Here is a 26,005-nt window from a genome sequence, read left to right as displayed (position 1 = left end):
CCCCCGGGTGCACCGCGTCGATCATGAAGTTATTGCCAGCCAGCTCGGCGTGTCACGGCAATAACTTCATGATCGACGGGGAGAGGGCGGGGGTGGGGGCGGGGGCCTGGGTGGGGTGGGGGGAGGGGAGGGGAGGGCGGTTACGGGGTGGCGCTGGCGGTTGCCGCGATCTCGGGGAGGTCCGCGGGGCCGGGGTCGGCGGCCGGGAGCGGGCTGGGGTTGTGCGCGGCGGCGCGCACGGCGGCGGCGACCGCCGGGGCGACCCGGGAGTCGAAGACGCTCGGCACGATCACCGTCGGGTTGATCTTCTCTTCGCCGACCACGTCAGCGATGGCCCGGGCGGCCGCGATGGCCATCTCCTCGGTGAACTCCTCGGCGTGCGCGTCCAGCATGCCGCGGAACACCCCGGGGAACGCGAGCACGTTGTTGATCTGGTTCGGTTGGTCGGAACGACCGGTGGCGACAACGGCGGCGTGCTTGCGCGCCTCGCGCGGGTCGACCTCCGGGTCCGGGTTGGCGAGGGCGAAGACGATCGAGTCCTTCGCCATCTGTGCGATGTCGTCGCCGGTGAGCAGGTTCGGCGCGCTGACCCCGATGAACACGTCGGCGCCACGGATCGCGCCGGGCAGGTCGCCGGAGTAGTTGTCCTTGTTGGTGTTCTCCGCCAGCCACTGCCACGCCGAGTTGAGCCCGGTGAGGCCGCGGTGCAGGGCGCCCTCCCGGTCGTACGCGATGATGTCGCCGACGCCCTGGCGCAGCAGCAGCTTCATGATCGCGGTGCCGGCCGCGCCGGCTCCGGAGACGACCACCCGGACGTCCTCGAGCCGCTTGCCCACCACCCGCAGCGCGTTGGTCAGCGCGGCCAGCACGCAGATCGCGGTGCCGTGCTGGTCGTCGTGGAAGACCGGGATGTCCAGCGCCTCGCGCAGCCGGGCCTCGATCTCGAAGCAGCGCGGCGCGGCGATGTCCTCCAGGTTGATGCCGCCGTAGGCCGGCGCGATGGCCTTGACGATCTGCACGATCTCGTCGGTGTCCTGGGTGTCCAGCACCACCGGCCAGGCGTCCACCCCGCCGAAGCGCTTGAACAGCGCGGCCTTGCCCTCCATCACCGGCAGCGACGCGGCCGGGCCGAGGTTGCCCAGGCCGAGCACCGCCGAGCCGTCGCTGACCACAGCGACAGTGTTGCGCTTGATGGTCAGTCGCCGGGCGTCGGCCGGGTTCTCGGCGATCGCCATGCAGACCCGGGCCACCCCCGGGGTGTACGCGCGGGACAGTTCGTCGCGGTTGCGCAGCGCGACCTTCGAGGTCACCTCGATCTTGCCGCCGAGGTGCAGCAGGAAGGTCCGGTCCGACACCTTGCGCACGTCCACGCCGTCCAGCGCGGTCAGCGCGTCGACCACCTGGTCGGCGTGGCCGGCGTCGGCGGTGTCGCAGGTCAGGTCGACGATCACGTGGGTCGGGTCCGAGTCCACCACGTCCAGCGCCGTGACGATCGCCCCGGCCTCGCCGACGGAGGTGGTGAGCCGGCCGATCGAGGAGGCGTCCGCGGTCACGGCGATCCGGATGGTGATCGAAAATCCGGCGCTGGGCATTCGGGTGATGGCCACGGGATCCCTCCGTAACGGCTGTGCGGCCGATCGGCCGCCGCCCGCATTTCTACCGGGTTGTCGCGGCCGACCAGCATTCGCCCCCACTTTTGGCGACCTTCACCATGGGCATATAGCAGGTGCGTTCGGCGTTGTGTCATGTCAGGATTACGTTCTACTTATCAAAACGGACAGGAGAACCGCTTGCGAGACCAGGAGAGCTTTGTCCCCGTCGAGGACGAGCTCGACGACGTCACCACCGGCGAGATGGAGCTGTCGGAGCGGCAGTCCCTCCGACGCGTCCCGGGCCTGTCAACCGAGCTCACCGACGTCACCGAGGTGGAATACCGCCAGCTGCGGCTGGAGCGGGTCGTCCTGGTGGGCGTCTGGACCGAAGGCACCGTCACCGACGCCGAAAACTCGCTGACCGAGCTCGCCGCGCTGGCCGAGACCGCCGGTTCGCAGGTGCTCGAAGGGCTCATCCAGCGTCGTACCCGACCCGACCCGGCCACGTACATCGGCCGCGGCAAGGTCGACGATCTGGGCGCGGTGGTGCTCTCCACCGGCGCCGACACGGTCATCTGTGACGGTGAGCTGTCCCCGTCGCAGCTGCGCAACCTGGAGCAGCGCACCAAGGTCAAGGTCGTCGACCGCACCGCGCTGATCCTCGACATCTTCGCCCAGCACGCCAAGAGCAAGGAAGGTAAGGCGCAGGTCGAGCTGGCCCAGCTCGAATACCTGCTGCCCCGACTGCGCGGTTGGGGTGAGACGCTCTCCCGGCAGAGCGGTGGTTCCGGTCGGGGCGGCGGCGCCGGCGGCGGTGTGGGTGTTCGTGGTCCCGGTGAGACCAAGCTGGAGACCGACCGGCGGCGCATCCGTCACCGCATCTCCCGGCTGCGTCGAGAGATCAAGAGCATGAAGACGGTACGCGTGACCAAGCGCGCCCGGCGTTCCCGCAACGCCGTTCCCGCGGTCGCCATCGCCGGCTACACCAACGCCGGTAAGTCCAGCCTGCTCAACCGCCTGACCGGCGCGGGCGTGCTGGTGGAGAACGCGCTGTTCGCCACGCTGGACCCGACGACCCGCAAGGCCACCACCTCGGACGGGCGGCTCTACACCCTCTCCGACACCGTCGGCTTCGTCCGACACCTTCCGCACCAGATCGTCGAGGCGTTCCGCTCGACGCTGGAGGAGGTCGCGGAGGCCGATCTGGTGGTGCACGTCGTGGACGGCACCCACCCGGATCCGGAGGAGCAGGTCCGGGCGGTGCACGCGGTGCTTGCCGAGGTCAGCGCGGACCGGCTCCCCGAGCTGCTGGTGGTCAACAAGACCGACGCGGCCGACGAGGACACGCTGCTGCGGCTCAAGCGGCTCTGGCCGGACGCGATCTTCGTGTCCGCGTACTCCGGGCGGGGCATGGACGAGCTGCGCGCGGCGATCGAGGAGCGGCTGCCGAGCCCGGCCGTGGAGGTCCGGGCCGTGCTGCCGTACGACCGGGGCGACCTGGTCGCTCGGGCGCACCGCACGGGAGAGGTGCTCAGCACGTCGCACCTGCCGGAGGGCACCCTGCTGCACGTCCGCGTCGGTGCGGAGCTGGCGGCGGAGCTGACGGCCTTCGACGTGGAGCGGCAGGGGCAGGCGGCCGGCAGCCGGTCCTGAGCGGCCACGGCGTCATCCACCGGAAACGCGCGGCATGCGACACTGGCCGAATGCGCCGCGTTGTTTCCTCGGTCACGGTTGCCCTCGGCCTGCTCGGGGCAACCGTGGCGCTCGCCGGAGTCGCCGTAGCGGCTCCCGCCCCTGGGGCGTCCGGGCCGCCCGCCGCGAACCCTGGCCAGAAGCGATGCACGATCACCGACGAGCGCCTACGGGAGCTGTCCGGGTTGGTCGCCACCAAGAGTGGCTACATCGTCATCAACGACGGCACCGACGTCGCGGCGCGCAAGCGGGTGTTCTTCCTCGACAGCAAGTGCAAGATCTCGAAGGAGCCGGTCCACTACTCGGGGCAGGGTCCGTTCGACACTGAGGATCTCGCCCTGTCCAAGGACGGCCGCACCCTCTGGATCGCCGACACCGGTGACAACCCCGACTCGAAGGAGCGCCGCAGCCGCGTCGCGCTCTGGTCGATGTCTGTCACCGGTTCCAAGCAGCCGACGCTGCACCGGCTCTCTTACCCCGAGGGCAAGCCGCACGACGCTGAGGCGTTGCTCATCGGCGACGACGGGAAACCGCTGATCATCACCAAGGTGACCAGCGGCAAGGCGGAGATCTACACGCCGTCGGCGGCCCTCAAGAGCGGCGACACCGACCCGGTGCCGATGCGTAAGGCCGGCGAGCTCACGCTGCCGAAGACCCAGACGGAGAACACCCTCAACACGTTCGGCCGGATCGCCATCACCGGCGCGTCCCGGGCGCCGGACGGCTCCCGGGTGGTCCTGCGCACGTACGCGGACGCGTTCGAGTTCGACGTGACCGATGGCGACATCGTGGGCGCGCTCACCACCGGCAAGCCGCGGGTGACGCCGCTGGCCGACCCGTTCGGCGAGGCCATCAGCTACACCTCGGACGGAAAGTCGTTCGTCACCGTCTCCGACGCGGGCCGGTTCACCGAGGACGAGCCGCTCGACATCCTCGGCTACACCCCGTCCACGTCGACAGCCGTGCATCTGACCGCCGAGGACGGCGCAAAGCCGGCCGCCTCGAAGTCCTGGACCGACGGGTTGAGCCTCGACGACATCACGTACCTGGTCGGGGCGGTCGGGCTGATCGGCCTGCTGCTGGTCGCCGCCGGGATCTTCGGCATCGTTCGCGCCCGCCGTCGGCCGCCGACCGCTGACGAGTCCGACCTGTCGGATCCGGATGGTGAGCCGTTCGGCCCGCGCGGGGGCCGTGCCGTCGACGGTTTTCCGGCCGACGATGATCGCCGGGGTGGTGTCTACGGGGGCGGCGCGCCGGCCGGTGGCGCGGTCTACGGCGGTGGTGCGGGTCGTGGTGGCCCGGCCCCGGCGGGTGGTGCGGGTCGTGGTGGCCCGGCCCCGGCGGGTGGTGCCGTGTACGGCGGTGCCCGCCGGCCGGCTCCGGCTGATGGTGGCTACGGTGCGCCGCGACCGGACGGCGGCGGTGCTGGCGTTTACGGCGGCGGTGGTCGTCCCCCGGCCAGTGGTGGCGGTCGTCCCCCGGCTGGCGGTGGTGGTCGTCCCCCGGCTGGTGGTGGTGGTCGTCCCCCGGCTGGTGGTGGTGGTCGTCCGCAGGGCGGCGGCGGCCGTTCTGGCGGTGGTGTGTACGGCGGCGACGGCGGTCAGCCTGGTCGGGCGGAGCCGCCCCGGCGCGGCGGGCAGGAGCCCGACTACCGGGGCCAGCGGCCCGGCCGGCGACGTGACGACGACGCGCCCGTCGACCCGTACGGGCAGTATCCCGGGGGCGGTCGCGGTCCCCGAGGCGACCGTTACTGATCGGACGCTGAGGCGCTCATTCGCCCTGACGAGTGGTGCGGGTGAGCGCCGTTGGCACCCACCCGCCGACCGGTCAGATCCGGCGTAGCACCGCCACGACCCGGCCCATGATGGTGGCGTCATCGCCGGGAATCGGGTCGAAGGCCGGGTTCTGCGGCATCAGCCAGACGTGCCCGTCGCGCCGCCGGTAGGTCTTCACTGTCGCCTCGCCGTCGAGCATGGCGGCCACGATCTCGCCGGAGTCAGCGGTCGGCTGCTGCCGGACGACCACCCAGTCGCCGTCGCAGATCGCCGCGTCGAGCATTGAATCGCCCTTGACCTGGAGCATGAAGACCTCGCCCTCACCCACCAGCTCGCGGGGGAGCGGGAAGATGTCCTCCACGGCCTGCTCGGCGAGGATCGGCCCACCGGCGGCGATCCGACCGAGCATCGGCACGTACGCCGGGGTCGGCCGCTGTGCCCTCGACAGCTCGTCGTCGATCGCCTCGCTGGGGGCGCGCACATCGACCGCACGCGGCCGGTTCGGGTCGCGGCGCAGGAAGCCCTTCTTCTCCAGCTCCTTGAGCTGGTAGGCGACGCTGGACGGCGACACCAGGCCGACCGCCTCGCCGATCTCGCGGACGCTCGGCGGGTAGCCGTGGCGCTCCACCCAGGTGCGGATGAACTCCAGGATGCGCCGTTGGCGGGCGGTCAGGTCGACTGTCGCCGGGTCGGGGAAGGTGCTGACCACCGGGGTGACCGGGCGCACGGCGGGCTGGCCCGTCCGGCTGCGGGCGGCGCTGCGGCGTCGGGTGGCCGGCGGGCCCGCCTCGGTGATCTGCTGCGGGCTCTTCGGCCGGCTGGCCCGGTCCTCGGTCACGTCCGTCCTCCCTGGTCGGCGCTGGGTGCCTCGTCGGCTCGTGGTGCGTGCGGTGGTGCCACGTTGTTCATGACCGTATAGGTGAGATCAGTCATTTTCAAACATCTGTACGACCTCTCACCGGCGTGTCGGGGTGAAAAAGCGCTCCGGTCGTACGGATGTTCTGATAAATGGTACGTCAGGTAGCACTGGTGTTCGATCCTGGAGCATTTTCCGGCCGTGTTCGGCCGGCCGGCCGGTAACCCGGCTGGCATCGTGACGTTGGGTCTTCGGGCGCTGTGCGGTGTGTGGGTGACCGGATGGTCAGTGACGCGCCGGACACGCCGGCCAACTTGACCCGGCTTCCGCGGCGACATACGGTCGACCCCTAGATGTAGTAGTGACACGGGCGTAAGTTGCCTACAGGTTGGGTCTGACTACCGACCGCACTCCCGTAACGTCGATCACGGCGGCGTCATCCGAGGATGGCACCGTCGCGGTGGGTCGTGCCCGGGGGTGTCCGGTGTGCTCGCAGTTGATCATTATTGGGAGGTTGGCGAATGCGCTGTCCGTACTGCCGGCACGCTGACTCCCGGGTGGTCGACTCGCGGGAGGCCGACGACGGCCAGCTCATCCGACGGCGGCGGTCCTGCCCGGAGTGCGGCAAACGGTTCACCACCGTCGAGGAGGCGGTCCTCGCGGTCGTCAAGCGCAGCGGGGTGACCGAGCCGTTCAGTCGCACGAAGATCATCGGCGGGGTGCGTAAGGCGTGCCAGGGCCGGCCGGTGGACGACGACTCACTCGCGCTGCTCGCGCAGCGGGTGGAGGAGACGGTCCGGGCCAAGGGGGCCGCCGAGATCCCCAGCCACGACGTGGGCCTGGCGATCCTGGGTCCGCTACGCGACCTGGACGAGATCGCCTACCTGCGGTTCGCCAGTGTCTACCGCTCGTTCGACTCGCTCGCCGACTTCGAGCGCGAGATCGAGACGTTGCGGGCCGCGGCGCAAGCGCGGGAGCAGGGCCGGGCCGGTGCGGTTGAGGCCGCCGGCCGTACCAGCTGAGTCTTCACGGTTTTTCAAGAGATTGGGACGCGCGGTGGGTGACCGCGCAGACGAGGGGGGCGACGGCGTGACAACTAGCCGTTCACGAAGCAAGGCAGGCGCGGGGCTGAAGATCGAGCGGGTGTGGACGACCGAGGGGGTCCACCCGTACGACGAGGTCTCCTGGGAGCGCCGTGACGTCGTGATGACGAACTGGCGGGACGGCTCGATCAACTTCGAGCAGCGTGGGGTGGAGTTCCCGGAGTCGTGGAGCGTCAACGCGGCCAACATCGTGACCACCAAGTACTTCCGGGGTGCGGTGGGGACCCCGGAGCGGGAGTGGTCGCTCAAGCAGTTGATCGACCGGGTGGTCACCACCTACCGCACCGCGGGTGAGGAGTACGGCTACTTCGCCGACCCGGCCGACGCCGAGGTCTTCGCGCACGAGCTGACCTGGATGCTGCTGCACCAGGTGTTCAGCTTCAACTCGCCGGTCTGGTTCAACGTCGGCACGCCGTCGCCGCAGCAGGTCAGCGCCTGCTTCATCCTGGCCGTCGACGACTCGATGGACTCGATCCTCGACTGGTACAAGGAGGAGGGGCTGATCTTCAAGGGCGGCTCCGGCTCCGGGGTCAACCTGTCGCGCATCCGCTCGTCCCGTGAGCTGCTCTCCTCCGGCGGCACCGCCTCCGGCCCGGTCAGCTTCATGCGCGGCGCTGACGCCTCGGCCGGCACCATCAAGTCCGGCGGCGCGACCCGCCGGGCGGCCAAGATGGTCATCATCGACGTGGACCACCCGGACATCGAGGAGTTCGTGGTCACGAAGGCGCGCGAGGAGGACAAGATCCGCGCCCTGCGTGACGCCGGGTTCGACATGGACCTCGGCGGCTCCGACATCGTCAGCGTGCAGTACCAGAACGCCAACAACTCGGTCCGCGTCTCCGACGAGTTCATGTCCGCGGTCGAGAACGGCAAGGGCTTCGACCTGCGCGGCCGGCTCGACGGCTCGGTGATCGACACCGTCGACGCCAAGAAGCTGTTCCGCACCATCTCCCAGGCCGCCTGGGAGTGCGCCGACCCGGGCCTGCAGTACGACGACACGATCAACGACTGGCACACCTGCCCGGAGACCGGGCGGATCACCGCGTCGAACCCGTGCTCGGAGTACCTGCACCTGGACAACTCCTCGTGCAACCTGGCCTCGCTCAACCTGATGAAGTTCCTCCGCGCCGACGGTGGCTTCGAGGTGGAGAAGTTCGTCAAGTCCGTCGAGTTCGTCATCACCGCGATGGACATCTCGATCTGCTTCGCGGACTTCCCGACCGAGAAGATCGGTGAGACGTCCCGCGCCTACCGGCAGCTCGGCATCGGCTACGCCAACCTCGGTGCCCTGCTGATGGCCACCGGCCTGCCGTACGACTCGGACCAGGGCCGCTCGGTCGCCGCGGCGATCACCTCGCTGATGACCGGCACCGCGTACCGCCGCTCGGCCGAGCTGGCCGGCGTCGTCGGCCCGTACGACGGCTACGCCCGCAACGCCGAGCCGCACAAGCGGGTCATGCGCAAGCACGCCGCCGCCAACGACGAGATCAAGCCGACCAGCCCGGTGGCCACCGCTATCGTCCGCGAGGCGACCAGGCAGTGGACCCAGGGCAACAAGATCGGCGACAAGTTCGGTTGGCGCAACGCGCAGGCCAGCGTCCTCGCCCCGACCGGCACCATCGGCTTCATGATGGACTGCGACACGACCGGCGTGGAGCCGGACCTGGCGCTGGTCAAGTTCAAGAAGCTGGTCGGCGGCGGCTCGATGCAGATCGTCAACCAGACGGTGCCGCGCGCCCTGCGCAGCCTCGGCTACCCCGAGGAGCAGGTCGAGGCGATCGTCGAGCACATCGCCGACCACGGCCACGTGGTGGACGCCCCCGGCCTCAAGCCGGAGCACTACCCGGTCTTCGACTGCGCCATGGGCGAGCGGTCGATCGCCCCGATGGGTCACGTGCGGATGATGGCGGCCATCCAGCCGTTCGTCTCCGGCGCCATCTCCAAGACGGTCAACATGCCGGAGGCGGCCACCGTCGAGGACATCGAGAAGATCTACTTCGAGGGCTGGAAGCTCGGCCTCAAGGCGCTGGCGATCTACCGGGACAACTGCAAGGTCGGCCAGCCGCTCTCGGTGGGCAAGTCCAACAAGGCCACCGAGCCGGCCGCCGTCGAGACCGCGCCGGCCGCGGTCGAGAAGGTCATCGAGTACCGGCCGGTGCGCAAGCGCCTGCCGAAGAAGCGCCCGTCCGAGACGGTCAGCTTCTCCGTCGGTGGCGCCGAGGGTTACCTGACCGCGTCGTCCTACCCGGACGACGGCCTCGGTGAGGTCTTCCTGAAGATGTCCAAGCAGGGCTCCACCCTGGCCGGCGTGATGGACGCCTTCTCGGTGGCCATCAGCATCGGCCTCCAGTACGGCGTGCCGCTGGAGACGTTCGTCAGCAAGTTCACCAACATGCGCTTCGAGCCGGCCGGCATGACCGACGACCCGGACGTGCGGATGGCAGCCTCGGTGATGGACTACATCTTCCGTCGCCTGGCGCTGGACTTCCTGCCCTACGAGCGCCGCGCCGAGCTGGGCATCTTCACCGCCTCGGAGCGGGCCGCGCAACTGCGGGCCGAGGCCGACGCGGAGGCCGCCGGCGTCACCGGCGCCGAGCTCACCGCGATGGCGTCGTCCGCACCGGTGGAGACCCCGGCCAAGCCGGAGGCTGTCGCCCAGCCGGCCCAGGAGATGGCCAACGTGGCCGCCGCCAAGCCGGCTCCGAGCGTGGGTTCCAGCACCGAACTGCTGGAGGCCGTGATCGGCAAGGCCGCCGACGCGCCGCTCTGCTTCACCTGCGGTACGAAGATGCGCCCCGCCGGTAGCTGCTACGTCTGCGAGGGCTGCGGCTCCACCAGCGGCTGCAGCTGACGTACGCATAATCGGCGCTGCCCCGGTCTCCCACGGCGGAGGTCGGGGCAGCGCCCGTTCAGTCCACTGTCATGATCAAGTGATGAGAAGTAGGTCAGAGATGGCCCCGGCACCTACTTCTCATCACTTGATCATGACTCGGGATTGGGCCGCAGCTAATCCTCTTGTCGTGGACCTCAGTAGGTCGACGGGCGCAGCTGGGCTCGACGTAGGTGAAGCGAAGGGTCGAGCCACGCGAGTTCTTGCCGTCGCGCACCAGGATGCTCGTATCCAGCTCGGCTATCTCGACACAGGCGCCGCCGTTGTTGCCGCTGTGGCTCGACTCGCGTCAGACCAGGCGATCCGTGATCTCCATGATCACTCTCTCAGGTCTGTTGCCGCTCCACGCCGTCCGCATCCTCAGGATGAGCTTGCGCGACTCTACCGGCCCGAGAGCAGTCGAGTGGAGGCGCGCAGGACGCACCTGTGTCGTCGGGCCTCTACCTGGGGTCCTCCCTGATCTCGGCGGCCGGGTTACTGGCTGGCGCGTTCGGCGGCGCGCACCGCGTTGCGGAACAGCATCGCGACTGTGGTCGGGCCGACCCCGCCGACGCGGGGCGTGATGGCGCCGGCGACCTCGGCGCACGCTTCGTCCACGTCCGGCAGGAGGCGCCGGCCTTCGTAGCGGACGCCGGCGCCGATGACGACGGCGCCGGGCTTGACGTGCTCCGGCTGCACGATCCGGGGTACGCCGGCGGCGGCGACGAGGATGTCGGCGCGGCGGGTGTAGCGGGCCCAGTCGGGCACGCCGGTGTGCACGACGGTGACGGCGGCGTTGGCGGTGGGGCGTTTCTGGGCGAGCAGCATGGCCAGGGGGCGACCGAGGGTGGCGCCCCGGCCGAGGATGACTACCTCACGACCGGCGACGGGGATCTCGTAGTACGCCAGGAGGGCTTCGATGCCGGCGGGGGTGCACGGCAGCGGGCCGGGCAGGCCGACGGCGAGACGGCCCATGTTCAGTGGATGCATGCCGTCGACGTCCTTGTCCGGGTCGATGGTCTGCAACGCCGCGTCGTAGTCCAGGTGCCCCGGAACCGGGTACTGCACGAGCAGCCCGTGTACGGCCGGATCGTTGTTGAACCGGGCGATGGTCTGGTGCAGTTCGGCCTGGGTGGCGGTGGCGGGCAGGTGCGCGTGCGGGGAGTCGAACCCGAGCGCGGCGGCCTGCCGCTGCTTGATGGCGATGTAACCGGCGCTGGCGTCGTCGTCGCCGACGAGGATGGTGGCGAGGCTCGGTGTGATCCCGCGGCTGCGCAGCTGGGCGGCTGCGGCGGCGGTCTCGGCCAGGACGGCTTCGGCGACGGGTGCACCCGGCAGGAGCCGGGCGGTGCCGGACGGGGTGTGGTGCTCGGCGGATGCGCTGGTTGTGGTCATGACGGTCCCTCGACGCAGGCGCCCAGGCGGTCGACGCCCGCGAGAGGCTCCCCGATGGTTTGACCATCCCCGTGCCGCCAGTCGCCGGTGATCCGATGATGCCGCATCAGCAGGGCGATTGCCCAGTTGGGCCAGCAGCGCCGGCAGACTCGCGCCGGGGTGGTTCGGTAACACTCGTGCTCCGCCTGACGAAGAAGGGGTGTGAGGGCTACGAGGGAGGACGGCCTGTGAATGAGCCGAGCCGAGCCGATGACGACATTTCCGGCATTGGAGCCGATCCGGTGGCCTTCGAGGTCTTCTACCGGCGGCACCTGGAGGCGGTGGGCCGGTTCGTGGCGCGGCGGGTCGACGACCCGCACCTCGCCGCCGACCTGACCGCCGACGTGTTCCTGGCGGTGATCGAGTCGGCGGCCGGCTACCGGCCGGAGCGGGGGAGTCAGATCGGCTGGCTGTACGGGGTGGCCCGCAACGTCATCGGCGACGAGCGGCGTCGGGCGGCTCAACGGCTGCGGGTGACCGGCCGACTGGCCGGGCGACGGGACCTGAGCCCCGACGACATCGCCCGCATTGAGGAACGGATCGACGCCGAGCAGGCGGCCCGCCGCACCTATCGGGCGCTCAGCGAGCTACCCGAGGGCACCAGAACGCTCGTCGAACTCGTCGCCGTGGACGGCCTCACCGTTGCGGAGGCGGCGGCAGCGCTCGGGGTGTCACCTGTCGCCGCTCGGGTCCGCCTGCATCGTGCCCGCCGCGTCGTCCGCGCCGTGCTCGCCCGCCCGGTCACCACCCTCGCCTGATGAGACGGAGATGACGCCATGAACAAGACCGAACCGTCGCCGCAGGGTTTCGAGGAGCAGCTCCTGCGGGATCTGACCGCACACGTGGCCCAACGGGCCGAGGCGGCGTCGGAGGCCCGTCCCGCCGGACGCCGTGCCCGGTTCCTGCGCGGTTGGCGCCTCGCCGGAGCGTTCGGGCTGGCGGTGACGCTGACCGCCGGTGCGCTGGTGGTGCAGACGATCAGGGTGGGCGACCAGCCCCCGCCGACTGCCAGCGCGTCGGAGATCTTCCATCTGGCGGCCGAAGCAGCCCGGCAGCAGCCGGAGCTCACCGCCCGACCCGATCAGTACGTCTTCACGGAAAGCCTGGCGACGATCCGGGACCTGCCGGCCAGCGGGCCTTACCAGACCATTCGGAACCAACTGTGGCAGTCGGCCGGCGGAGTCGCGTACACGCAGGGACGCTACCGACCGGAGAGCGACCCGAACGGGTGGGGCGAGCTGCGGGAGCTCCGGATCAGCGACGCCGCCGATCCCACGAAGGATCTCGACGCGTTCCAGCCGCCGGCGTACCACGGCGACCTGCCCACCGACCCGGACGAGCTGCTTCGATACCTTCGGGAAAACCCGGTCGACCTGCACCTCCCCGAAGGCGCCGATGAGGAGGCCGTCTACGGGGACGAGAGCATGGCGTACACCACCGCGCGGTCGATGCTCCAGGGCTACGTGCCACCCCGGGCGCTGGCGGCGCTGTTCGAACTGTTGGCACGGGAGCCCGGGGCTGTCGTCATATCGGCCGACGTGGTGGACGCCGCCGGTCGGCATGGGGTGGCGATCCGGATGCCCGGTGTGATCGGTGGCAACGAGGACCTGCTCTTCGACCGCGACACCCACGTCTTCCTCGGCCGCCGTGGGTCGGTGGTGCGCGACGGCAAGGAGTCCCTGCACACGGCTGTCGCGCTACTCCGCATCGCAATCGTCGACCGGCCCGGCCAGCTGCCCTGAGCGGCGGTGGCACCGCCCCAGCCCCGGCCGGCCGGTCACGTCGGACCGGTCAGGGCTGGGCGAACAGCGGGCCGTAGTTCGAGCGGAACATCTGCTCGCCGAGGCGGCGCATCACCAGGTCGCGCAGCGCGGCCGGGAGCCCGGTGGCCTTGTCGCGGCGGTGCGTCTGGCTGAGCACCCAGTCGGTACGCGGGCGGCGTCGCGCCTCGTACCCGCGCAGGGCCTCGGCAACGGACCCGGCAGCGGCCAACGAGGAGGCGAGCACGACCGCGTCCTCCAGGGCCATCGCCGCGCCCTGAGCCATGTTCGGCGAGGTGGCGTGGGCGGCGTCGCCGATCAGCAGCACCGGGCCCCGGGACCAGGAGTCGAGCACGACCTCCTGGTTCGGCCCGGCGTGCAGGGTGCTGTCGTCGTAGTCGAGGGCCTTGAGCATGGTGGCCACCGGCTCGGTGAACGTCGCGGCCAGCTCGTCGCGCCAGCCGGGCCGGTCGGCCACCGGGCCGTCGTTGTAGTAGCAGTACGTCTGCTCGGCGCTGATCGGGATGGTCAGGAACTGCCGACCGCGCCCCAACTGCACCGACCAGACCGGCTCGTCGTCGACGCGGGGTGCGACCCACCGGTACGCGTACTGGCCGAGGTCGCGGGCCGCCTGACCGTCGAAGGCGAGCCGGCGGACCGTCGAGTTCACCCCGTCCGCGCCGAGCACCAGGTCGTACCGTGCGGTGCTGTCGTCGTCGAACTCGACGGCGACCTGGTCGCCCTCCGCATGCAGCGCTACCGGTCGGCGGCCCCAGCGGATCGGGGTGTCGCCGACGCCGGCGAGCAGCGCCCGGTGCAGGTGCGCCCGGGGCAGCGACACGCACGGCCCGACGCCCCGCCACAGCGCGGCCACGTCGATGTCGAAGAGGCGACGCCCGCGCTGGTTGGTGCTGCGCTGCCGGGTGATCTCCACAGCGACGTCGGCGACCGGCTCGGCCAGACCGAGTACGTCGAGCATCCGGGTCGCGTTGCCAGTCAGGTAGATGCCGGTGCCGGAGTCGGTCGGCCCGGATGCCCGCTCGACCACGTCGACAGTGGCACCCCACTCGCGTAGCGCGGCCACCGTCGCCAGTCCGGCGACACCTCCGCCGACGATCAGTACCCGGACACCGTCACCCCGCACGACACTTTCCTCCCCGTTGCCCCTGCGCGACCCCGCTGAGCTGCTGCTCAACGGTTCAGCCGTCGCAGCACCCTACGAGGCGGGTGAGCCAGCGCACGGGAACGGGGGCTGAAATACCGAGGAATGGGCTGCGACGATGAGGCATGACGACAGCTGAGACGTACGCCGAGTTCGGCAGCCGCGAGGCGCGCGGGGTGTCACCCACGTATGAGCGCCTGTCGCAGGCCGTCGCCAACGACGACGACCTGCTCACAGTGCTCGACGGGCTGCCGCCGGCCAAGCGCCAGCCGAATCTGCTGTTCGGCGTCGTCCGCTGGCTCGGTGGCCCGGTCGACGACCCGACCGCGTTCCACGACTACGTGATGACGCACTGGCCGGCCATCGAGACGCAGATGCTCACCCGGGCCACCCAGACGAACGAGGCCGGTCGGTGCGCGGTCCTGCTGCCGGTGCTCGCCGCGTTGCCGCAGCCCCTCGCCCTGCTGGAGGTCGGTGCGTCGGCCGGGCTCTGCCTCTACCCCGACCGGTACGCGTACCGCTACGGCGAGCATCGGGTCGGCTCCGGTGAGCTGATCCTCGACTGCGCGGCCGACGGGTTGGTGCCGCCGGCCCGCGTACCCCAGGTGGTGTGGCGGGCCGGCCTGGACCTCAACCCGCTCGACGTGACCGACAGCGACGACGTGTCCTGGTTGGACGCCCTGATCTGGCCGGAGCACGCCCACCGGCGGGCCCGGCTGCGCGCCGCGGCGGCGGTCGCCGCGGCCGACCCGCCGCTGCTGGTCCGCGGCGACCTGGTTGACGACCTGCCGGCGCTGGCCGCGCGGGCGCCGACCGACGCGACGCTGGTGGTCTTCCACACGTCGGTGCTCTACCAGGTGCCGCCCCCGCGCCGGGACGCGTTCGTCCGGTTGGTCCGCGAGCTGCCGGGGCACTGGGTGGCGAACGAGGGGCCGGAGGTGCTCCGGTACGACGGGTTGCCCGCCCCGCCGAACGACGTGCTGCACAACGTCCTCGCGCTCGACGGAAAGCCGCTGGCCTGGGCCAGAGGTCACGGCCAGGCGCTGACCTGGTTCGGCTGACGTCACCAGGCCGCTGGTTGGACGCCGGTCAGCTCAACGAGCCGGTTCGGGCATCCGGGCGCGCAGGGCTCGGAGGAACCAGTCCACCGCAGGCGCCGTCGCGTCGCCGGTCGACCAGCCGTTGAGCACCGCCAACAGGTCGAGGTAGCGGTCCCGGCGGGGGTCGTTGGCCGGTTCCAGCCGATCGAGCAGCCGCCGACGCACGTCGGCGTCGTCGGAGTGATGGTGCAGGCTCGCGTACCGGTTGGTGACGGCTGTGACCACCGGATCGGCCTCCGGGCCGGCCGGGTCGAGACCGGCCGCGAGGGCGGGGGCCACCGCGTCCCGGACCACGGCGACGGCGTCCGGGCGGGGCAGCCCCGGGACGTCGTTGTCGGCGGCGTGCTGCCGCACCAGCCGTCGCATCCGGGCCCGGAACTCCGGCTCCCGGCACAGCTCGGCCAGCTCCAGCCATGCCTCGACCTGCGCGGTGTCGGGGTCGTCGGGAAGCTCCGGTGTCAACGAGACGACCGCACCCCGGTACGCGGGTTGGTCGCCGAGGCCGGCGAAGACGCCGTCCAGGAAGTCCGCCACCAACTGCCCGCGTTCGTGGGCGGTGAGCTGGGCCAGTCGGTGCAGCTCGTCCACCTCGGTCGGGCCCGACCCGCGCCTCGCCGCGACGGTGAGCACCGCCTGGCGCAGCCGCAGCACCCGGATCTGCACTGCCAACGCCTCGGCGTGTGCGGCGGCCACCTCGGGCAGGGATACCTCCTGGTCCACCACCCGCCGGATGGTGGCCAGGTCCAGGCCGAGGTCACGCAGCGTCCGGACCAGCTCCAACCGGGCCACTGCCGCACTGCCGTACCGCCGGTAGCCGGCCGGGCTCCGATCCGTCGGCGGCACCACCCCGCTGTCGGCGTAGTACCGGATGGTCTTGACGCTCAGGCCGGTCCGTCGGGCCAGGTCGCCGATCGTGTGAAACGTCTGCCCGCTCATGCCCCCACCCTCGCGTCTCCCCCCGGTGGAGACTCAAGCACCATCCGGGCCGGCGAGGAACGCCGCGACCGTCGCGGTGAACGCCTCGGCGTCGTCGAGCCACGGGTAGTGCCCGGCGCCCGGCTGGACGACCAGCTCGGCGCGCGGACTCAGCTCGGCGAACTGGGCCACCAGGCCCGGCGGTGCGGCCAGGTCGACAGCGCCGGCGAGCAGCAGCACCGGGCCTCGATGGGCGGAGAGCGCCGCACGGGTGGCCGGCGGATCGAAGGCGCCTTCGGAGCTGAAGATCCCCGCCAACTCCTCGTTGCGTTGGCCGGACTCGGCGGCCTGGTGGACCTGAGCGGCAGTGTCCCACCGGCCATACAGGAACGGTGCGATCTCCTGCTGGGAGGCGGGCCCGGCCCGGCCCGCGAGGACGGACTCCACCGCCGCGGCTGCCACCGGAAACCACGGCTCGCCGGCCCGGGCATCGGTGACCTCCTGGCGCTGCGCGTCGGTCACCTGCAGCCCTACCGCTCGGATGCTCGGGTTCACCAGCGCGAGTCGGCCCACCCGATCGGGGTGCCGGGTCAGGTACCGCAGAGCCAGGTTGGTACCGGCTGAGTGCCCGAGCAGATCCAGCCGGCCGAGGCCCAGGTGGCCGCGCAGCGCCTCCACATCGTCGACCATTCGGTCGCAGCGGCAGGTCGAGACGTCAGCCGGGACCGCGGAGCGACCGGTGCCCCGCGGATCGAGGATGACCAGCGTCCGGTGCGCGCCCAGGCCACCGAGGTCACCGAGGTACGCGGAGTCACGCATCGGCCCGCCCGGCAGGCAGACCAGCGGATCCCCAACCCCGACCGTCCGGTACGCGAGGATGGTCCCGTCGATCGCGTCGAATGTGGTGGCCATCGGTCAGCGGACCCGCTGGTGGCGGAGCAGAACCACCCCGTTGCCGAAGACCCGGCTCTCCACCAGCCGCAGACCGGTCGGAGTCTCGGCGTCGGGGAAGAGTCGGCGGCCCCTACCGACCAGCACCGGGTGAACGTAGATCCGGTACTCGTCGATCAGGTCGTGTCGGGCGAACGTCGCGGCCAGGTCGGCCCCGCCGAGCGCCAGGTCGCCGCCCGGTTCGGCGGTGAGCTTGCGGACCTGCTCGACGTCGACCTCGCGCGCGATTGTGGCGTTCCAGTCGGCGTGGTCGAGGGTGCGCGAGTAGACGATCTTCGGCATGTCCCGCCAGATCCGGGCGAACTCGCGCTCCGGGCCGCTGGCGGTCGGGTCCTGATCGGCGGTGGGCCAGTAGGAGGCCATCAGCTCGTGGCTGACCCGGCCGCTGAGGAACCCGCCCATCGGGGCGATCACGTCGTTGAAGTGCTGGTGCAACTCCTCGTCGACCTGGTGCCAGCCGATGTCGCCACCCGGGCCCTCGAAGAACCCGTCCAACGACAGGCTCATCTGCACAACGATCTTCCGCATCGTGTCTTCTCCCTATGCGTCGATGGATGTCGAACCCGATCGTCGTCGGACCGTACGACGAAACGACCGCTCGCCGCGACGACGCAGGGGCATGTCGGTCATCCGGGCAGTGGAAGGTTGACCACGACCGGTTCCCTAGACTGCTGCGGTGACCGGAGAGCGACCACCCCTGGCCGACCGGCCGCTCACCGAGCCGCACCCGTCCCGGCTGCCGTCCGAACACCCCGACCGGGCCCGGATCCTCGCCGCGCACACCGCCGCGTTGGCCGCCGGTGAGGCCGGTTACCTGGACCCGGCGAGCGGGCTGTTCGTGCTCAGCGCCGGTTTCCTGGCCCGCCGTGGAACGTGCTGCGGGCGCGGCTGCCGGCACTGTCCGTACGTGGACGATCCACCCTCGGAACAGGCGTGAACGAGGACTTCCGTGCGACACCGACACCCCGTACGGTGTCCGACGGACACTCGGCGGGCACCTTCCGCCGTCGGTCGGCGAGAGGGTGGAGTGTGCGCGGGCGGATCGTGGTCGCCGGGCTGGCCGGGCTGCTGGTGAGTGGCTGCGCCGACGAGGCGGAACCGGCGGCGGTTCCGCCGCCGGTGCCGATAGCTGTCGACGTGGCGGCTGCCTCCTCGGGCGGCGCCTGCCGCCTGCTGGACTTCGCGGTGATCGAGCAGACGGTGAAGGTCCGCTTCGACGTGGCGGCGGCCAGTGAACAGGGCGACACCCACACCTGTGTGGTCCGGGCCGCGGGTGCCACCCTGCCGGAGTTGACGCTCACCGTGACCGAGACCACGATCGACAAAACCAGCTTCGGCGCGGACGTGGTGCCGGACGAGGCGGCGAAGGTCACCGGGCTGGGTCAGCAGGCGTACAAGCGGACCACCGCCGCGGCGAGCGGGCACGGGCCGGTCGCCGAGGTGGGCTGGCTGGCCGGTGACGGACGGCTGGCCACTGTGAGTTGGACCACGGCCCGTGGCAGCGCGCGTTCGGCGGTGGAGAAGCTGACCGGCGACCTGACCACGTTGGCCAAAAAGGTGGACACCCGGGCGTTGTGACGCCCGGGTGCCCGGTTGGTCAGTTGGCGGCGACGAAGACCCGGGAAGCGACCTCGCGGGGCAGCCGCACCCGGTCACCGGAGCGGTCGATCGACACCCCGTCGCGTTCCTGGGCCACTGTCACTGTGGCACCCGGGTCGACACCGGCGGCGTGGAGTTGGCGCAACACGTCGGCGTCCTTCTGCACGCTCTCGCAGATCCGGCGGACCACTACCGACCCGGAGAGGCCGGGGAAGGCCAGGTTGCGCTCGCCCTCGGCGGCCTCGGTGGTCTCCGCCGCCGGCGAACCCAGCTCCTGGAGCCCGGGGATCGGGTTGCCGTACGGGGAACGGGTCGGCCGGTTGAGCAGGTCGTAGACCCGCTTCTCCACTGCGTCGCTCATCACGTGCTCCCAGCGGCAGGCCTCCTCGTGGGCCTCCTCGTAGGGCATCCCGATGACGTTGACCAGCAGCAGCTCGGCGAGGCGGTGCTTGCGCATCACCGACACGGCGCTGCCGCGACCCAGGGCGGTGAGCGTCAGGTGCCGGTCTCCCTCGACTGTGAGCAGGCCGTCGCGCTCCATCCGGGCGACGGTCTGGCTCACGGTGGGGCCACTCTGCTGCAGCCTCTCGGCGATCCGGGCACGCAGCGGTGGCACCCCCTCTTCTTCCAGCTCGAGGATCGTGCGCAGGTACATTTCGGTCGTGTCGACCAGGTCGTGAGACTTCATAAGGTCAGCGGCCCTCCGGTGCACGATGTTACCTCGGAGAACGGCTCGTGACCTTCGCCGAACCGCGTGCCGCCCACGCGAATGGTGTTGGATGGTCGCCATGTCCGGTACCCAGGAGCCGTTGGTCGAGGTCGATCGGCTCGTCGCCGAACTCGACCAAGCCGATCCGCCCACCCTGCTCGACGTCCGCTGGCGGCTCGTCGGCCCGCCCGGGCGCGACGACTACCTCGCCGGCCACCTGCCCGGGGCGGTCTTCGTCGACCTGGACACCGCGCTCTGTGGGGTGCCGGGCGCTGGCGGCCGGCACCCGTTGCCCCACCCGGCCGCGTTGCAGGCCGCGCTGCGAGCCGCCGGCGTCCGTGCCGGTCACCCGGTGGTGGTGTACGACGGCGGCGACGGCATGGCCGCCGCACGGGCCTGGTGGACGCTGCGCTGGGCGGGTCACCGGCCGGTACGCCTGCTGCACGGCGGCTACCCGGCCTGGGTGGCCGCCGGCCGGCCCGTCTGCACCGACGCGCCCGCCCCACCCCCCGGTGACGTCGTGGTGCGCCCCGGTGATCTCCCGGTGCTCGACGCCGGGCAGGCCGCCGCGCTGGCCGCCGCGGACGACGCCACGCTGCTCGACGTACGGGCCGCGCCCCGCTACCGGGGCGAGGTCGAGCCGATCGACCCGGTCGCCGGGCACGTGCCGGGAGCGGCGAACCTGCCCGCCGGGGAGTACGTCGGGCCGGACGGCCGTTTCCTGGCCGCCGACGTGTTGAGGGAGCGGTTCGCCGCCGCCGGGGTGACCGAGGGGCGGGCCATCGGGGCGTACTGCGGCTCGGGGGTGACCGCCGCCCAGGCGGTGCTCGCGCTGCACCTGGCCGGCCGCACGGACGCCGCGCTCTACGTTGGATCGTGGAGCAACTGGGTCGCGGACCCGGCCCGACCGGTCGCCTCCGGGCCGATACCTGGCCGCTGACCAGCGCGTGCGGTGGGCCGGCGCCGATCCTCGTGCGACGATGGGCTCATGTCCGACGACACTGTTGTGGTGTGGGACGAGTCGCTGCTCGCCTACGACATGGGTGACCATCCACTCGACCCGGTCCGGGTGGAGCTGACCATCGCGCTCGCCCGCGAGCTGGGCATCCTCGATCGGCCAGGGGTGCGGGTGATCAAGCCGGAGCCCGCCGACGATGCAGTGCTCACCCGGGTGCACGCGCCGGCCTACCTCGCCGCGGTGCGCAACGCGCCGCGCGACCCGCTCTTCGCCGGGTACGGGCTGGGCACCTCCGACAACCCGGTCTTCGAGGGGATGCACGAGTCCAGCGCGCTGATCGCCGGCGCGACGGTGGCCGCCGCCGAGGCGGTCTGGCGCGGCGACGCCCGGCGGGCGGTGAACGTGGCCGGTGGGCTGCACCATGCGATGTCCGCCCGAGCCTCCGGCTTCTGCGTCTACAACGACCCGGCGGTGGCCATCGCCCGCCTGCTCGACCTCGGCGCCGAGCGGGTGGCGTACGTGGACGTCGACGTGCACCACGGCGACGGGGTGCAGGACATCTTCTGGAACGACCCGCGGGTGCTGACGGTCAGCCTGCACGAGACCCCGCTGGCGCTCTTCCCGGGCACGGGTTTCCCGGACGAGACGGGTGGGCCGGGTGCGCAGGGCACCGCTGTCAACATGCCGTTGCCGCCCGGTGTCGACGACAGCGGCTGGCAGCGCGCGTTCCACGCGATAGTGCCGTCGGTGCTGCGCGCGTTCCGGCCGCAGGTGCTGGTCAGCCAGTGCGGCGCGGACGGGCACCGGCTGGATCCGCTCGCCGACCTGAACCTGACGGTGGACGGGCAGCGGGCCACCTACCAGGCGATGCGGGCGCTCGCCGACGAGTTGTGCGACGGCCGGTGGGTGGCCACCGGCGGCGGCGGGTACGCGCTCGTCGAGGTGGTGCCCCGGGCCTGGAGTCACCTGCTGGCCGTGGCCACCGGTGACCCGATCGACCCGGCCACGCTCACCCCACCCGCGTGGCGGGACCTGGTCGTCTCCCGCCGTCTGGGCCGGGAGGTGCCGCTGCGGATGACCGACGACGCCGACCCGTCGTACGAGCCGTGGCAGCCGACCGGCGAGCCGAACGCGGTGGACCGGGCGATCGCGGCCACCCGCAAGACGGTCTTCCCGCTGCTCGGGCTCGACCCGCACGATCCACGGGACTGAGCCGGGCCGGGGAGGGCGTTCCGGTGCCGACGGTGGACCAACCGGTCGACGTGCTGCTCAGTGATGGCAGCACGGTCCAGTTGCGCCCGATCGACCCGGCCGACGCGCCGGGCATCGTGGCGATGCACAGCCGGTTCTCCGAGCGCACCCGCTACCTGCGGTACTTCTCGCCGTACCCGCGCATCCCGGAGCGGGATCTGATCCGTTTCGTCACAGTGGACCACCACGACCGGGAGGCGTTCGTGGTGCTGGCCGCCGACCGGATCGTCGCGGTCGGCCGGTACGAGCGGCTCGGCCCGCAGGCCCCCGAGGCGGAGGTGGCCTTCGTGGTGGAGGACGCCTACCAGGGGCGGGGCATCGGCTCGGTGCTGATGGAGCACCTGGCCGACGCGGCCCGCCGCAACGACATCATGAGCTTCGTCGCGGAGGTGCTGCCGGCCAACGGGACGATGCTGCGGGTCTTCGCCGACTTCGGCTACCAGGTCCAGCGCGAGTACGCCGACGGCGTGGTCCACCTGAGCTTCCCCATCGCGCCCACCGAGGCCAGCCTGGAGGTGCAGCGCGGCCGGGAGCACCGCACCGAGGCCCGCTCGATCGCCCGGCTGCTCGCCCCGCGCGGCATCGTCGTCTACGGTGCCAGCGCCACCGGCCAGGGCGTCGGCGCGGCGGTGCTCGGGCACCTGCGCGACGGCGGATTCACCGGTGCGGTGGTGCCGGTGCATCCGAGCGCGTCGACAGTGGCGGGCCTCCCCGCGTACCCCTCGGCGGTTGATGCCGGAACGCCGGTGGACCTGGCGGTGGTGGCGGTCCCACCGGAGGCGGCGACCGCCGTGGTCGCCGACGCCGCCGCCGCGGGGGTGCACGGCCTGGTGGTCATCTCGGCCGGCTTCGCCGAGGCCGGCGGCGAGGGCGCGGCCACCCAGCGGGCACTGGTCCGGGCGGCGCACGCGGCCGGGATGCGGGTCGTCGGCCCGAACTGCCTCGGCGTGGCCAACACCGACCCGACGGTACGCCTCAACGCCACCCTCGCCCCGGCGTTGCCGCCGGCCGGCCGGGTCGGCATCTTCAGTCAGTCCGGTGCGTTCGGGGTGGCGCTGCTCGCCGAGGCGGACCGGCGGGGCCTCGGGCTGTCCAGCTTCGTCTCGGCCGGCAACCGGGCCGACGTATCCGGCAACGACCTCCTGCAGTACTGGCAGGACGACAGCGCCACCGACGTGATCATGCTCTACCTGGAGACCTTCGGGAACCCGCGCAAGTTCGCCCGGCTGGCCCGGCGGATCGGCCGCGCCAAACCGGTCGTCGCGCTCGCCTCGCCGGCCCGCCCGCCTGGGGTCGGTGACGCCGCCGGGCCGGACGAGGTGGCGGTGGCGGCGCTCTTCGCCCAGTCCGGGGTGATTCGGGTGGACACCGTGCCGGAGTTGCTCGACGTGGGTGTGCTGCTGGCCAACCAGCCGTTGCCGGCCGGCGGCCGGGTCGGTGTGGTCGGCAACTCCTCGGCCCTCACCGGGCTCGCCGCGACTGCCTGCGTCGGGCACGGCCTGAGCGTGGCCGACGGTTATCCCCGCGACGTCGGGCCGAGCGCCGGTGCCGCCACGTTCGCCGCCGCGCTCGCCGAGACGGCCGCTGACGAACGGGTGGACGCCCTGGTGGTGGTGTTTGCGCCGCCGCTACCCGGCCAGCTGACCGCTGTGGACGCCGACGTGACCGCCGCGCTGCCGTCCGCCCTCGCGCTGGGCAAGCCGACAGTGGCGACGTTCCTGGTCGGCCGGCTGCCACCGGGGGTGCCGGCGTACGGCGGCGTGGAGGAGGCGGTCCGCGCGCTCGCCCGCGCGCACCGGTACGCCGAGTGGCTTCGCCGCCCACCCGGGGTGGCACCGGAGCTGCCCGACCTCGATCGGGCTGCCGCGCAGGCCGCGCTCCGGGCCGACGGCACCGACCCGGGCGCGCTGCTGGCCGCGTACGGCATCGACGTGGTGGCCTCGGTGTCCGTCGACTCGGTCGACGCTGCTGTCGACGCGGCGGCGCGGCTGGGTTTCCCGGTTGCGCTCAAGGCGGCCGCTCCCGGGCTGCGGCACCGACTCGACCTCGGCGCGGTCCGGCTGGACCTGCCCGACGAGCCGACCCTGCGCCGGGCGTACGCCGACCTGGCGGCGACCTTCGGCGCGGACGCGCTGGTTCAGCCGATGGTCCCGCCCGGCGTGGCCTGCGTGGTGGAGGTGGTGGAAGACCCCGCGTTCGGGCCGGTGGTCGGCTTCGGCCTGGGCGGGGTCGCCACCGAGCTGCTCGGCGATCGGGCTTGGCGGGCGGTGCCGCTGACCGACCGGGACGCGGCCGAGCTGGTCGACGAGCCCCGGGCGGCGCCGCTGCTGCGCGGGCACCGGGGGGCCGCGCCGGTCGACCGGGCGGCCCTGGCCGATCTGCTGCTACGGGTGGGTCAGCTCGCCGACGAACAGCCTCGGGTGCGCTCGCTGACTCTCAACCCGGTGCTCGCCCGCCCCGATGGCATCTCGATCCTGCACGCCCAGGTAGGGGTGGGTGGCGTGGTTCCGCGCCCGGACACCGGCCCCCGTCGCCTGTGAGCGGGGCCCGGTCAGGCGCGGCCGGAGATCTGCTGGACGCCCCAGGTGTTGCCGTCCGGGTCGGCGAAGAAGACGAAGCCGACGTTGTCCAGTGGATCCGGCACCGGCCGGGGGTTGCGACCCACCACCTGGATCTCGCTGACCTCCACGCCACGCCCGACCAGTTCCTCGTGGGCCCGCTTCAGGTCGGGCACCACCAGTTGCAGGCCCTTGAGCGAGCCGGGCGGCATCTCCGGGACGACGCCCCTGCCGATCACGATCGAGCAGCCCGAGCCGGGTGGCGTCAGCTGGACGATGCGCGCGTCGTCACTGATCACCGTGTCGTGGTCCACAGTGAAGCCGAGTTGGTCGGCGTAGAACTTCTTCGCCCGGTCCACGTCGGAGACCGGCACGATCACCACTTCCAGCGTCCAGTTCATCGTCGCTTCCCTTCGTGGTCCAGCGGACGGTGTCCCAGTCAAGCACCCCGACAACACGGAAGGCCCCGGCGAACCGCCGGGGCCTTCCGTGGGAACCGGATGCGTCAGCAGGCGTACGCCTCCAGGCGCTGGGCCCGCTCCGGGGCGCGCAGCTTCAGCAGCGTCACCTTCTCGATCTGCCGGATCCGCTCCCGGGACAGGCCGAACTCCCGGCCGACCTCGTCCAGGGTGCGCTGGCGGCCGTCGTCCAGGCCGAACCGGAGGCGAATGACCGCCTGCTCCCGCTGGGACAGGGTGGAGAGCACGATGCTGACCTCGTTGCGCAGCTCGCCCTGGGCGGCCGCGTCGCCCGGCTCGGTGCGCGGGTCCACCGAGGCCACGAAGTCGCCGAGCGCGCTCTCACCGTCGTCGCCGACGGCCTGGTCCAGGCTGACCGGTTCCCGGTCGTAGGAGATCAGCTCGATGACCTGGATCTCGGGGATCTCCAGCGCGCGGGCCACCTCGGCGACAGTCGGTTCGCGGCCCAGCGTCACCGCCAGTTCGCGGCGGGCCCGGACCATCCGGTTGACCTGCTCGACCATGTGCACGGGGATGCGGATGGTGCGGGCCTGGTCGGCCATGGCGCGGGTGATGGCCTGTCGGATCCACCAGGTGGCGTACGTGGAGAACTTGTAGCCCTTGGCGTAGTCGAACTTCTCCACGGCCCGGATCAGACCGAGGTTGCCCTCCTGGATCAGGTCGAGAAACGCCATGCCGCGGCCGGTGTAGCGCTTGGCGATGCTGACCACCAGCCGCAGGTTCGCCTCCAACAGGTGGTCCTTGGCTGCCCGACCCTGGGCGACGATCAGCTCCAGGTCGGCTCGCAGCTCCGCGGAGACCGGGGTGCAGGTGGCCAGTTTCTCGTCGGCGAACAGGCCGGCCTCGATGCGCCGGGCCAGGTCGACCTCCTGCGCGGCGGTCAGCAGCTTCGTCCGGCCGATACCGTTGAGGTAGGCCCGGACCAGGTCGGTGGAGATGCCGCGCTCGTCGGTGGCGTCCAGGTCGACGAGGGCTTCGGGGGCCCCGTCAGTGTCGGTCGTGGTGGCCGGGCGCGTCCGGTGTTCCGTCATCTGAAGGACCATCTCTGTCTCTCCCCGTTTCCACGTCGGTGCCGTGTGCCCGGCCCAGTGGTGCCGGTGTGACAACAGCTTGGCGGGCGGCGCGTAAAACGGGAGTGAGGCGATCGGGCACCCGACAGGAATCGCGTCGGATCGCTGGTGCGGTGTGTCGTCGGAGTGTGTGGTTGCCCGCCCCGGCTACGTTGCGGACGGCCGGCCATCG

22 protein-coding genes and 1 pseudogene are annotated in these 26,005 nt (G+C 71.7%); 12 read left to right on the top strand and 11 right to left on the bottom strand.

Going from position 1 to position 26,005, the window contains the following annotated elements:
• Positions 1-140: 140 nt before the first annotated feature.
• Entirely contained in the window at positions 141-1,607 is a 1,467-nt protein-coding gene (locus tag AB0B94_RS23805; protein WP_357284132.1) for an NAD-dependent malic enzyme, read from the bottom strand.
• 183 nt (positions 1,608-1,790) lie between these two features.
• On the opposite strand from AB0B94_RS23805, the gene hflX reads away from it, so the two are divergent.
• On the top strand, positions 1,791-3,245 hold the full coding sequence (hflX, locus tag AB0B94_RS23800) for a GTPase HflX (protein WP_357284129.1): 1,455 nt from the start codon (positions 1,791-1,793) through the stop codon (positions 3,243-3,245).
• A gap of 50 nt (positions 3,246-3,295) precedes the next feature.
• Entirely contained in the window at positions 3,296-5,038 is a 1,743-nt protein-coding gene (locus AB0B94_RS23795; protein WP_357284125.1) for a hypothetical protein, read from the top strand.
• A 73-nt stretch (positions 5,039-5,111) separates the two neighbouring features.
• On the opposite strand, the gene lexA is transcribed toward AB0B94_RS23795, so the two are convergent.
• A complete protein-coding gene (gene lexA / locus AB0B94_RS23790) occupies positions 5,112-5,897 on the bottom strand; it encodes a transcriptional repressor LexA (protein ID WP_121654997.1) in 786 nt (261 codons plus the stop codon).
• A 539-nt stretch (positions 5,898-6,436) separates the two neighbouring features.
• Here lexA and nrdR point away from each other — a divergent pair.
• Positions 6,437-6,937: a transcriptional regulator NrdR gene (gene nrdR / locus AB0B94_RS23785; RefSeq protein ID WP_238671825.1), complete on the top strand. Its 501-nt coding sequence runs from the start codon at positions 6,437-6,439 to the stop codon at positions 6,935-6,937.
• A 34-nt stretch (positions 6,938-6,971) separates the two neighbouring features.
• A complete protein-coding gene (locus AB0B94_RS23780) occupies positions 6,972-9,869 on the top strand; it encodes a vitamin B12-dependent ribonucleotide reductase (protein WP_357284118.1) in 2,898 nt (965 codons plus the stop codon).
• A 94-nt stretch (positions 9,870-9,963) separates the two neighbouring features.
• On the opposite strand, the pseudogene AB0B94_RS23775 reads toward AB0B94_RS23780, so the two are convergent.
• A pseudogene (locus AB0B94_RS23775) lies at positions 9,964-10,185 on the bottom strand (DUF397 domain-containing protein); the annotation flags it as partial.
• A gap of 197 nt (positions 10,186-10,382) precedes the next feature.
• Complete coding sequence (locus AB0B94_RS23770; RefSeq protein ID WP_357284114.1) at positions 10,383-11,282, bottom strand: bifunctional 5,10-methylenetetrahydrofolate dehydrogenase/5,10-methenyltetrahydrofolate cyclohydrolase; 900 nt, start codon at positions 11,280-11,282, stop codon at positions 10,383-10,385.
• Between the two features lie 227 nt (positions 11,283-11,509).
• Here AB0B94_RS23770 and AB0B94_RS23765 point away from each other — a divergent pair, with 227 nt between their 5' ends.
• Together AB0B94_RS23765 and AB0B94_RS23760 are read left to right on the top strand one after the other, a co-directional pair.
• The gene (locus AB0B94_RS23765; RefSeq protein WP_357284111.1) at positions 11,510-12,079 is read left to right on the top strand and encodes a sigma-70 family RNA polymerase sigma factor; all 570 of its coding nucleotides are present in this window, start codon (positions 11,510-11,512) and stop codon (positions 12,077-12,079) included.
• Positions 12,080-12,097: 18 nt separating this feature from the next.
• Entirely contained in the window at positions 12,098-13,063 is a 966-nt protein-coding gene (locus tag AB0B94_RS23760; protein ID WP_357284107.1) for a CU044_5270 family protein, read from the top strand.
• A 49-nt stretch (positions 13,064-13,112) separates the two neighbouring features.
• Here AB0B94_RS23760 and AB0B94_RS23755 read toward each other — a convergent pair whose 3' ends face one another.
• Positions 13,113-14,225 (bottom strand): FAD-dependent monooxygenase, encoded by a 1,113-nt coding sequence (locus tag AB0B94_RS23755; RefSeq protein ID WP_357284104.1) that lies wholly within the window; start codon positions 14,223-14,225, stop codon positions 13,113-13,115.
• Positions 14,226-14,368: 143 nt separating this feature from the next.
• Between AB0B94_RS23755 and AB0B94_RS23750 the strand changes: the two genes are divergently transcribed.
• Complete coding sequence (locus tag AB0B94_RS23750; protein WP_357284100.1) at positions 14,369-15,304, top strand: DUF2332 domain-containing protein; 936 nt, start codon at positions 14,369-14,371, stop codon at positions 15,302-15,304.
• Between the two features lie 33 nt (positions 15,305-15,337).
• Here AB0B94_RS23750 and AB0B94_RS23745 read toward each other — a convergent pair whose 3' ends face one another.
• Genes AB0B94_RS23745 through AB0B94_RS23735 form a run of 3 tightly spaced genes read right to left on the bottom strand, consistent with a single transcriptional unit; the run spans position 15,338 to position 17,737 of the window.
• Positions 15,338-16,279, bottom strand: coding sequence for a MerR family transcriptional regulator (locus AB0B94_RS23745; RefSeq protein ID WP_357284096.1), 942 nt, complete (start codon positions 16,277-16,279; stop codon positions 15,338-15,340).
• A 33-nt stretch (positions 16,280-16,312) separates the two neighbouring features.
• Positions 16,313-17,170, bottom strand: a complete 858-nt coding sequence (locus tag AB0B94_RS23740) for an alpha/beta hydrolase (protein ID WP_357284091.1) — start codon at positions 17,168-17,170, stop codon at positions 16,313-16,315.
• 3 nt (positions 17,171-17,173) lie between these two features.
• Positions 17,174-17,737, bottom strand: coding sequence for a dihydrofolate reductase family protein (locus AB0B94_RS23735; protein ID WP_357284086.1), 564 nt, complete (start codon positions 17,735-17,737; stop codon positions 17,174-17,176).
• A 148-nt stretch (positions 17,738-17,885) separates the two neighbouring features.
• Here AB0B94_RS23735 and AB0B94_RS23730 point away from each other — a divergent pair, with 148 nt between their 5' ends.
• Together AB0B94_RS23730 and AB0B94_RS23725 are read left to right on the top strand one after the other, a co-directional pair.
• Complete coding sequence (locus tag AB0B94_RS23730) at positions 17,886-18,146, top strand: DUF5522 domain-containing protein (RefSeq protein ID WP_357284083.1); 261 nt, start codon at positions 17,886-17,888, stop codon at positions 18,144-18,146.
• A gap of 92 nt (positions 18,147-18,238) precedes the next feature.
• Entirely contained in the window at positions 18,239-18,787 is a 549-nt protein-coding gene (locus tag AB0B94_RS23725) for a hypothetical protein (protein ID WP_357284078.1), read from the top strand.
• Between the two features lie 19 nt (positions 18,788-18,806).
• Here the strand turns inward: AB0B94_RS23725 and AB0B94_RS23720 are convergent, their stop codons facing one another.
• Positions 18,807-19,496: a metal-dependent transcriptional regulator gene (locus AB0B94_RS23720; RefSeq protein ID WP_091400569.1), complete on the bottom strand. Its 690-nt coding sequence runs from the start codon at positions 19,494-19,496 to the stop codon at positions 18,807-18,809.
• 100 nt (positions 19,497-19,596) lie between these two features.
• Here AB0B94_RS23720 and AB0B94_RS23715 point away from each other — a divergent pair, with 100 nt between their 5' ends.
• Genes AB0B94_RS23715 through AB0B94_RS23705 form a run of 3 tightly spaced genes read left to right on the top strand, consistent with a single transcriptional unit; the run spans position 19,597 to position 24,266 of the window.
• Complete coding sequence (locus AB0B94_RS23715) at positions 19,597-20,457, top strand: sulfurtransferase (protein WP_357284073.1); 861 nt, start codon at positions 19,597-19,599, stop codon at positions 20,455-20,457.
• Between the two features lie 48 nt (positions 20,458-20,505).
• Positions 20,506-21,687 carry an acetoin utilization protein AcuC gene (locus AB0B94_RS23710; RefSeq protein ID WP_357284070.1) on the top strand — a complete coding sequence of 394 codons (1,182 nt, stop codon included), beginning with the start codon at positions 20,506-20,508 and terminating at the stop codon, positions 21,685-21,687.
• 23 nt (positions 21,688-21,710) lie between these two features.
• The gene (locus AB0B94_RS23705) at positions 21,711-24,266 is read left to right on the top strand and encodes a GNAT family N-acetyltransferase (protein ID WP_357284067.1); all 2,556 of its coding nucleotides are present in this window, start codon (positions 21,711-21,713) and stop codon (positions 24,264-24,266) included.
• Between the two features lie 11 nt (positions 24,267-24,277).
• Here AB0B94_RS23705 and AB0B94_RS23700 read toward each other — a convergent pair whose 3' ends face one another.
• Positions 24,278-24,685: a VOC family protein gene (locus AB0B94_RS23700; protein WP_357284064.1), complete on the bottom strand. Its 408-nt coding sequence runs from the start codon at positions 24,683-24,685 to the stop codon at positions 24,278-24,280.
• Positions 24,686-24,789: 104 nt separating this feature from the next.
• A complete protein-coding gene (gene sigB / locus AB0B94_RS23695) occupies positions 24,790-25,794 on the bottom strand; it encodes an RNA polymerase sigma factor SigB (protein ID WP_357284060.1) in 1,005 nt (334 codons plus the stop codon).
• Between the last annotated feature and the right edge of the window lie 211 nt (positions 25,795-26,005).

The sequence above is a fragment of the Micromonospora sp. NPDC048986 genome (genome assembly GCF_040649335.1).
GTDB classification, from domain to species: Bacteria; Actinomycetota; Actinomycetes; order Mycobacteriales; family Micromonosporaceae; genus Micromonospora; species Micromonospora alfalfae.
The sequence above is the reverse complement of the archived record's forward strand: the minus strand, read 5'-3'. Positions and strand labels throughout refer to the sequence as shown.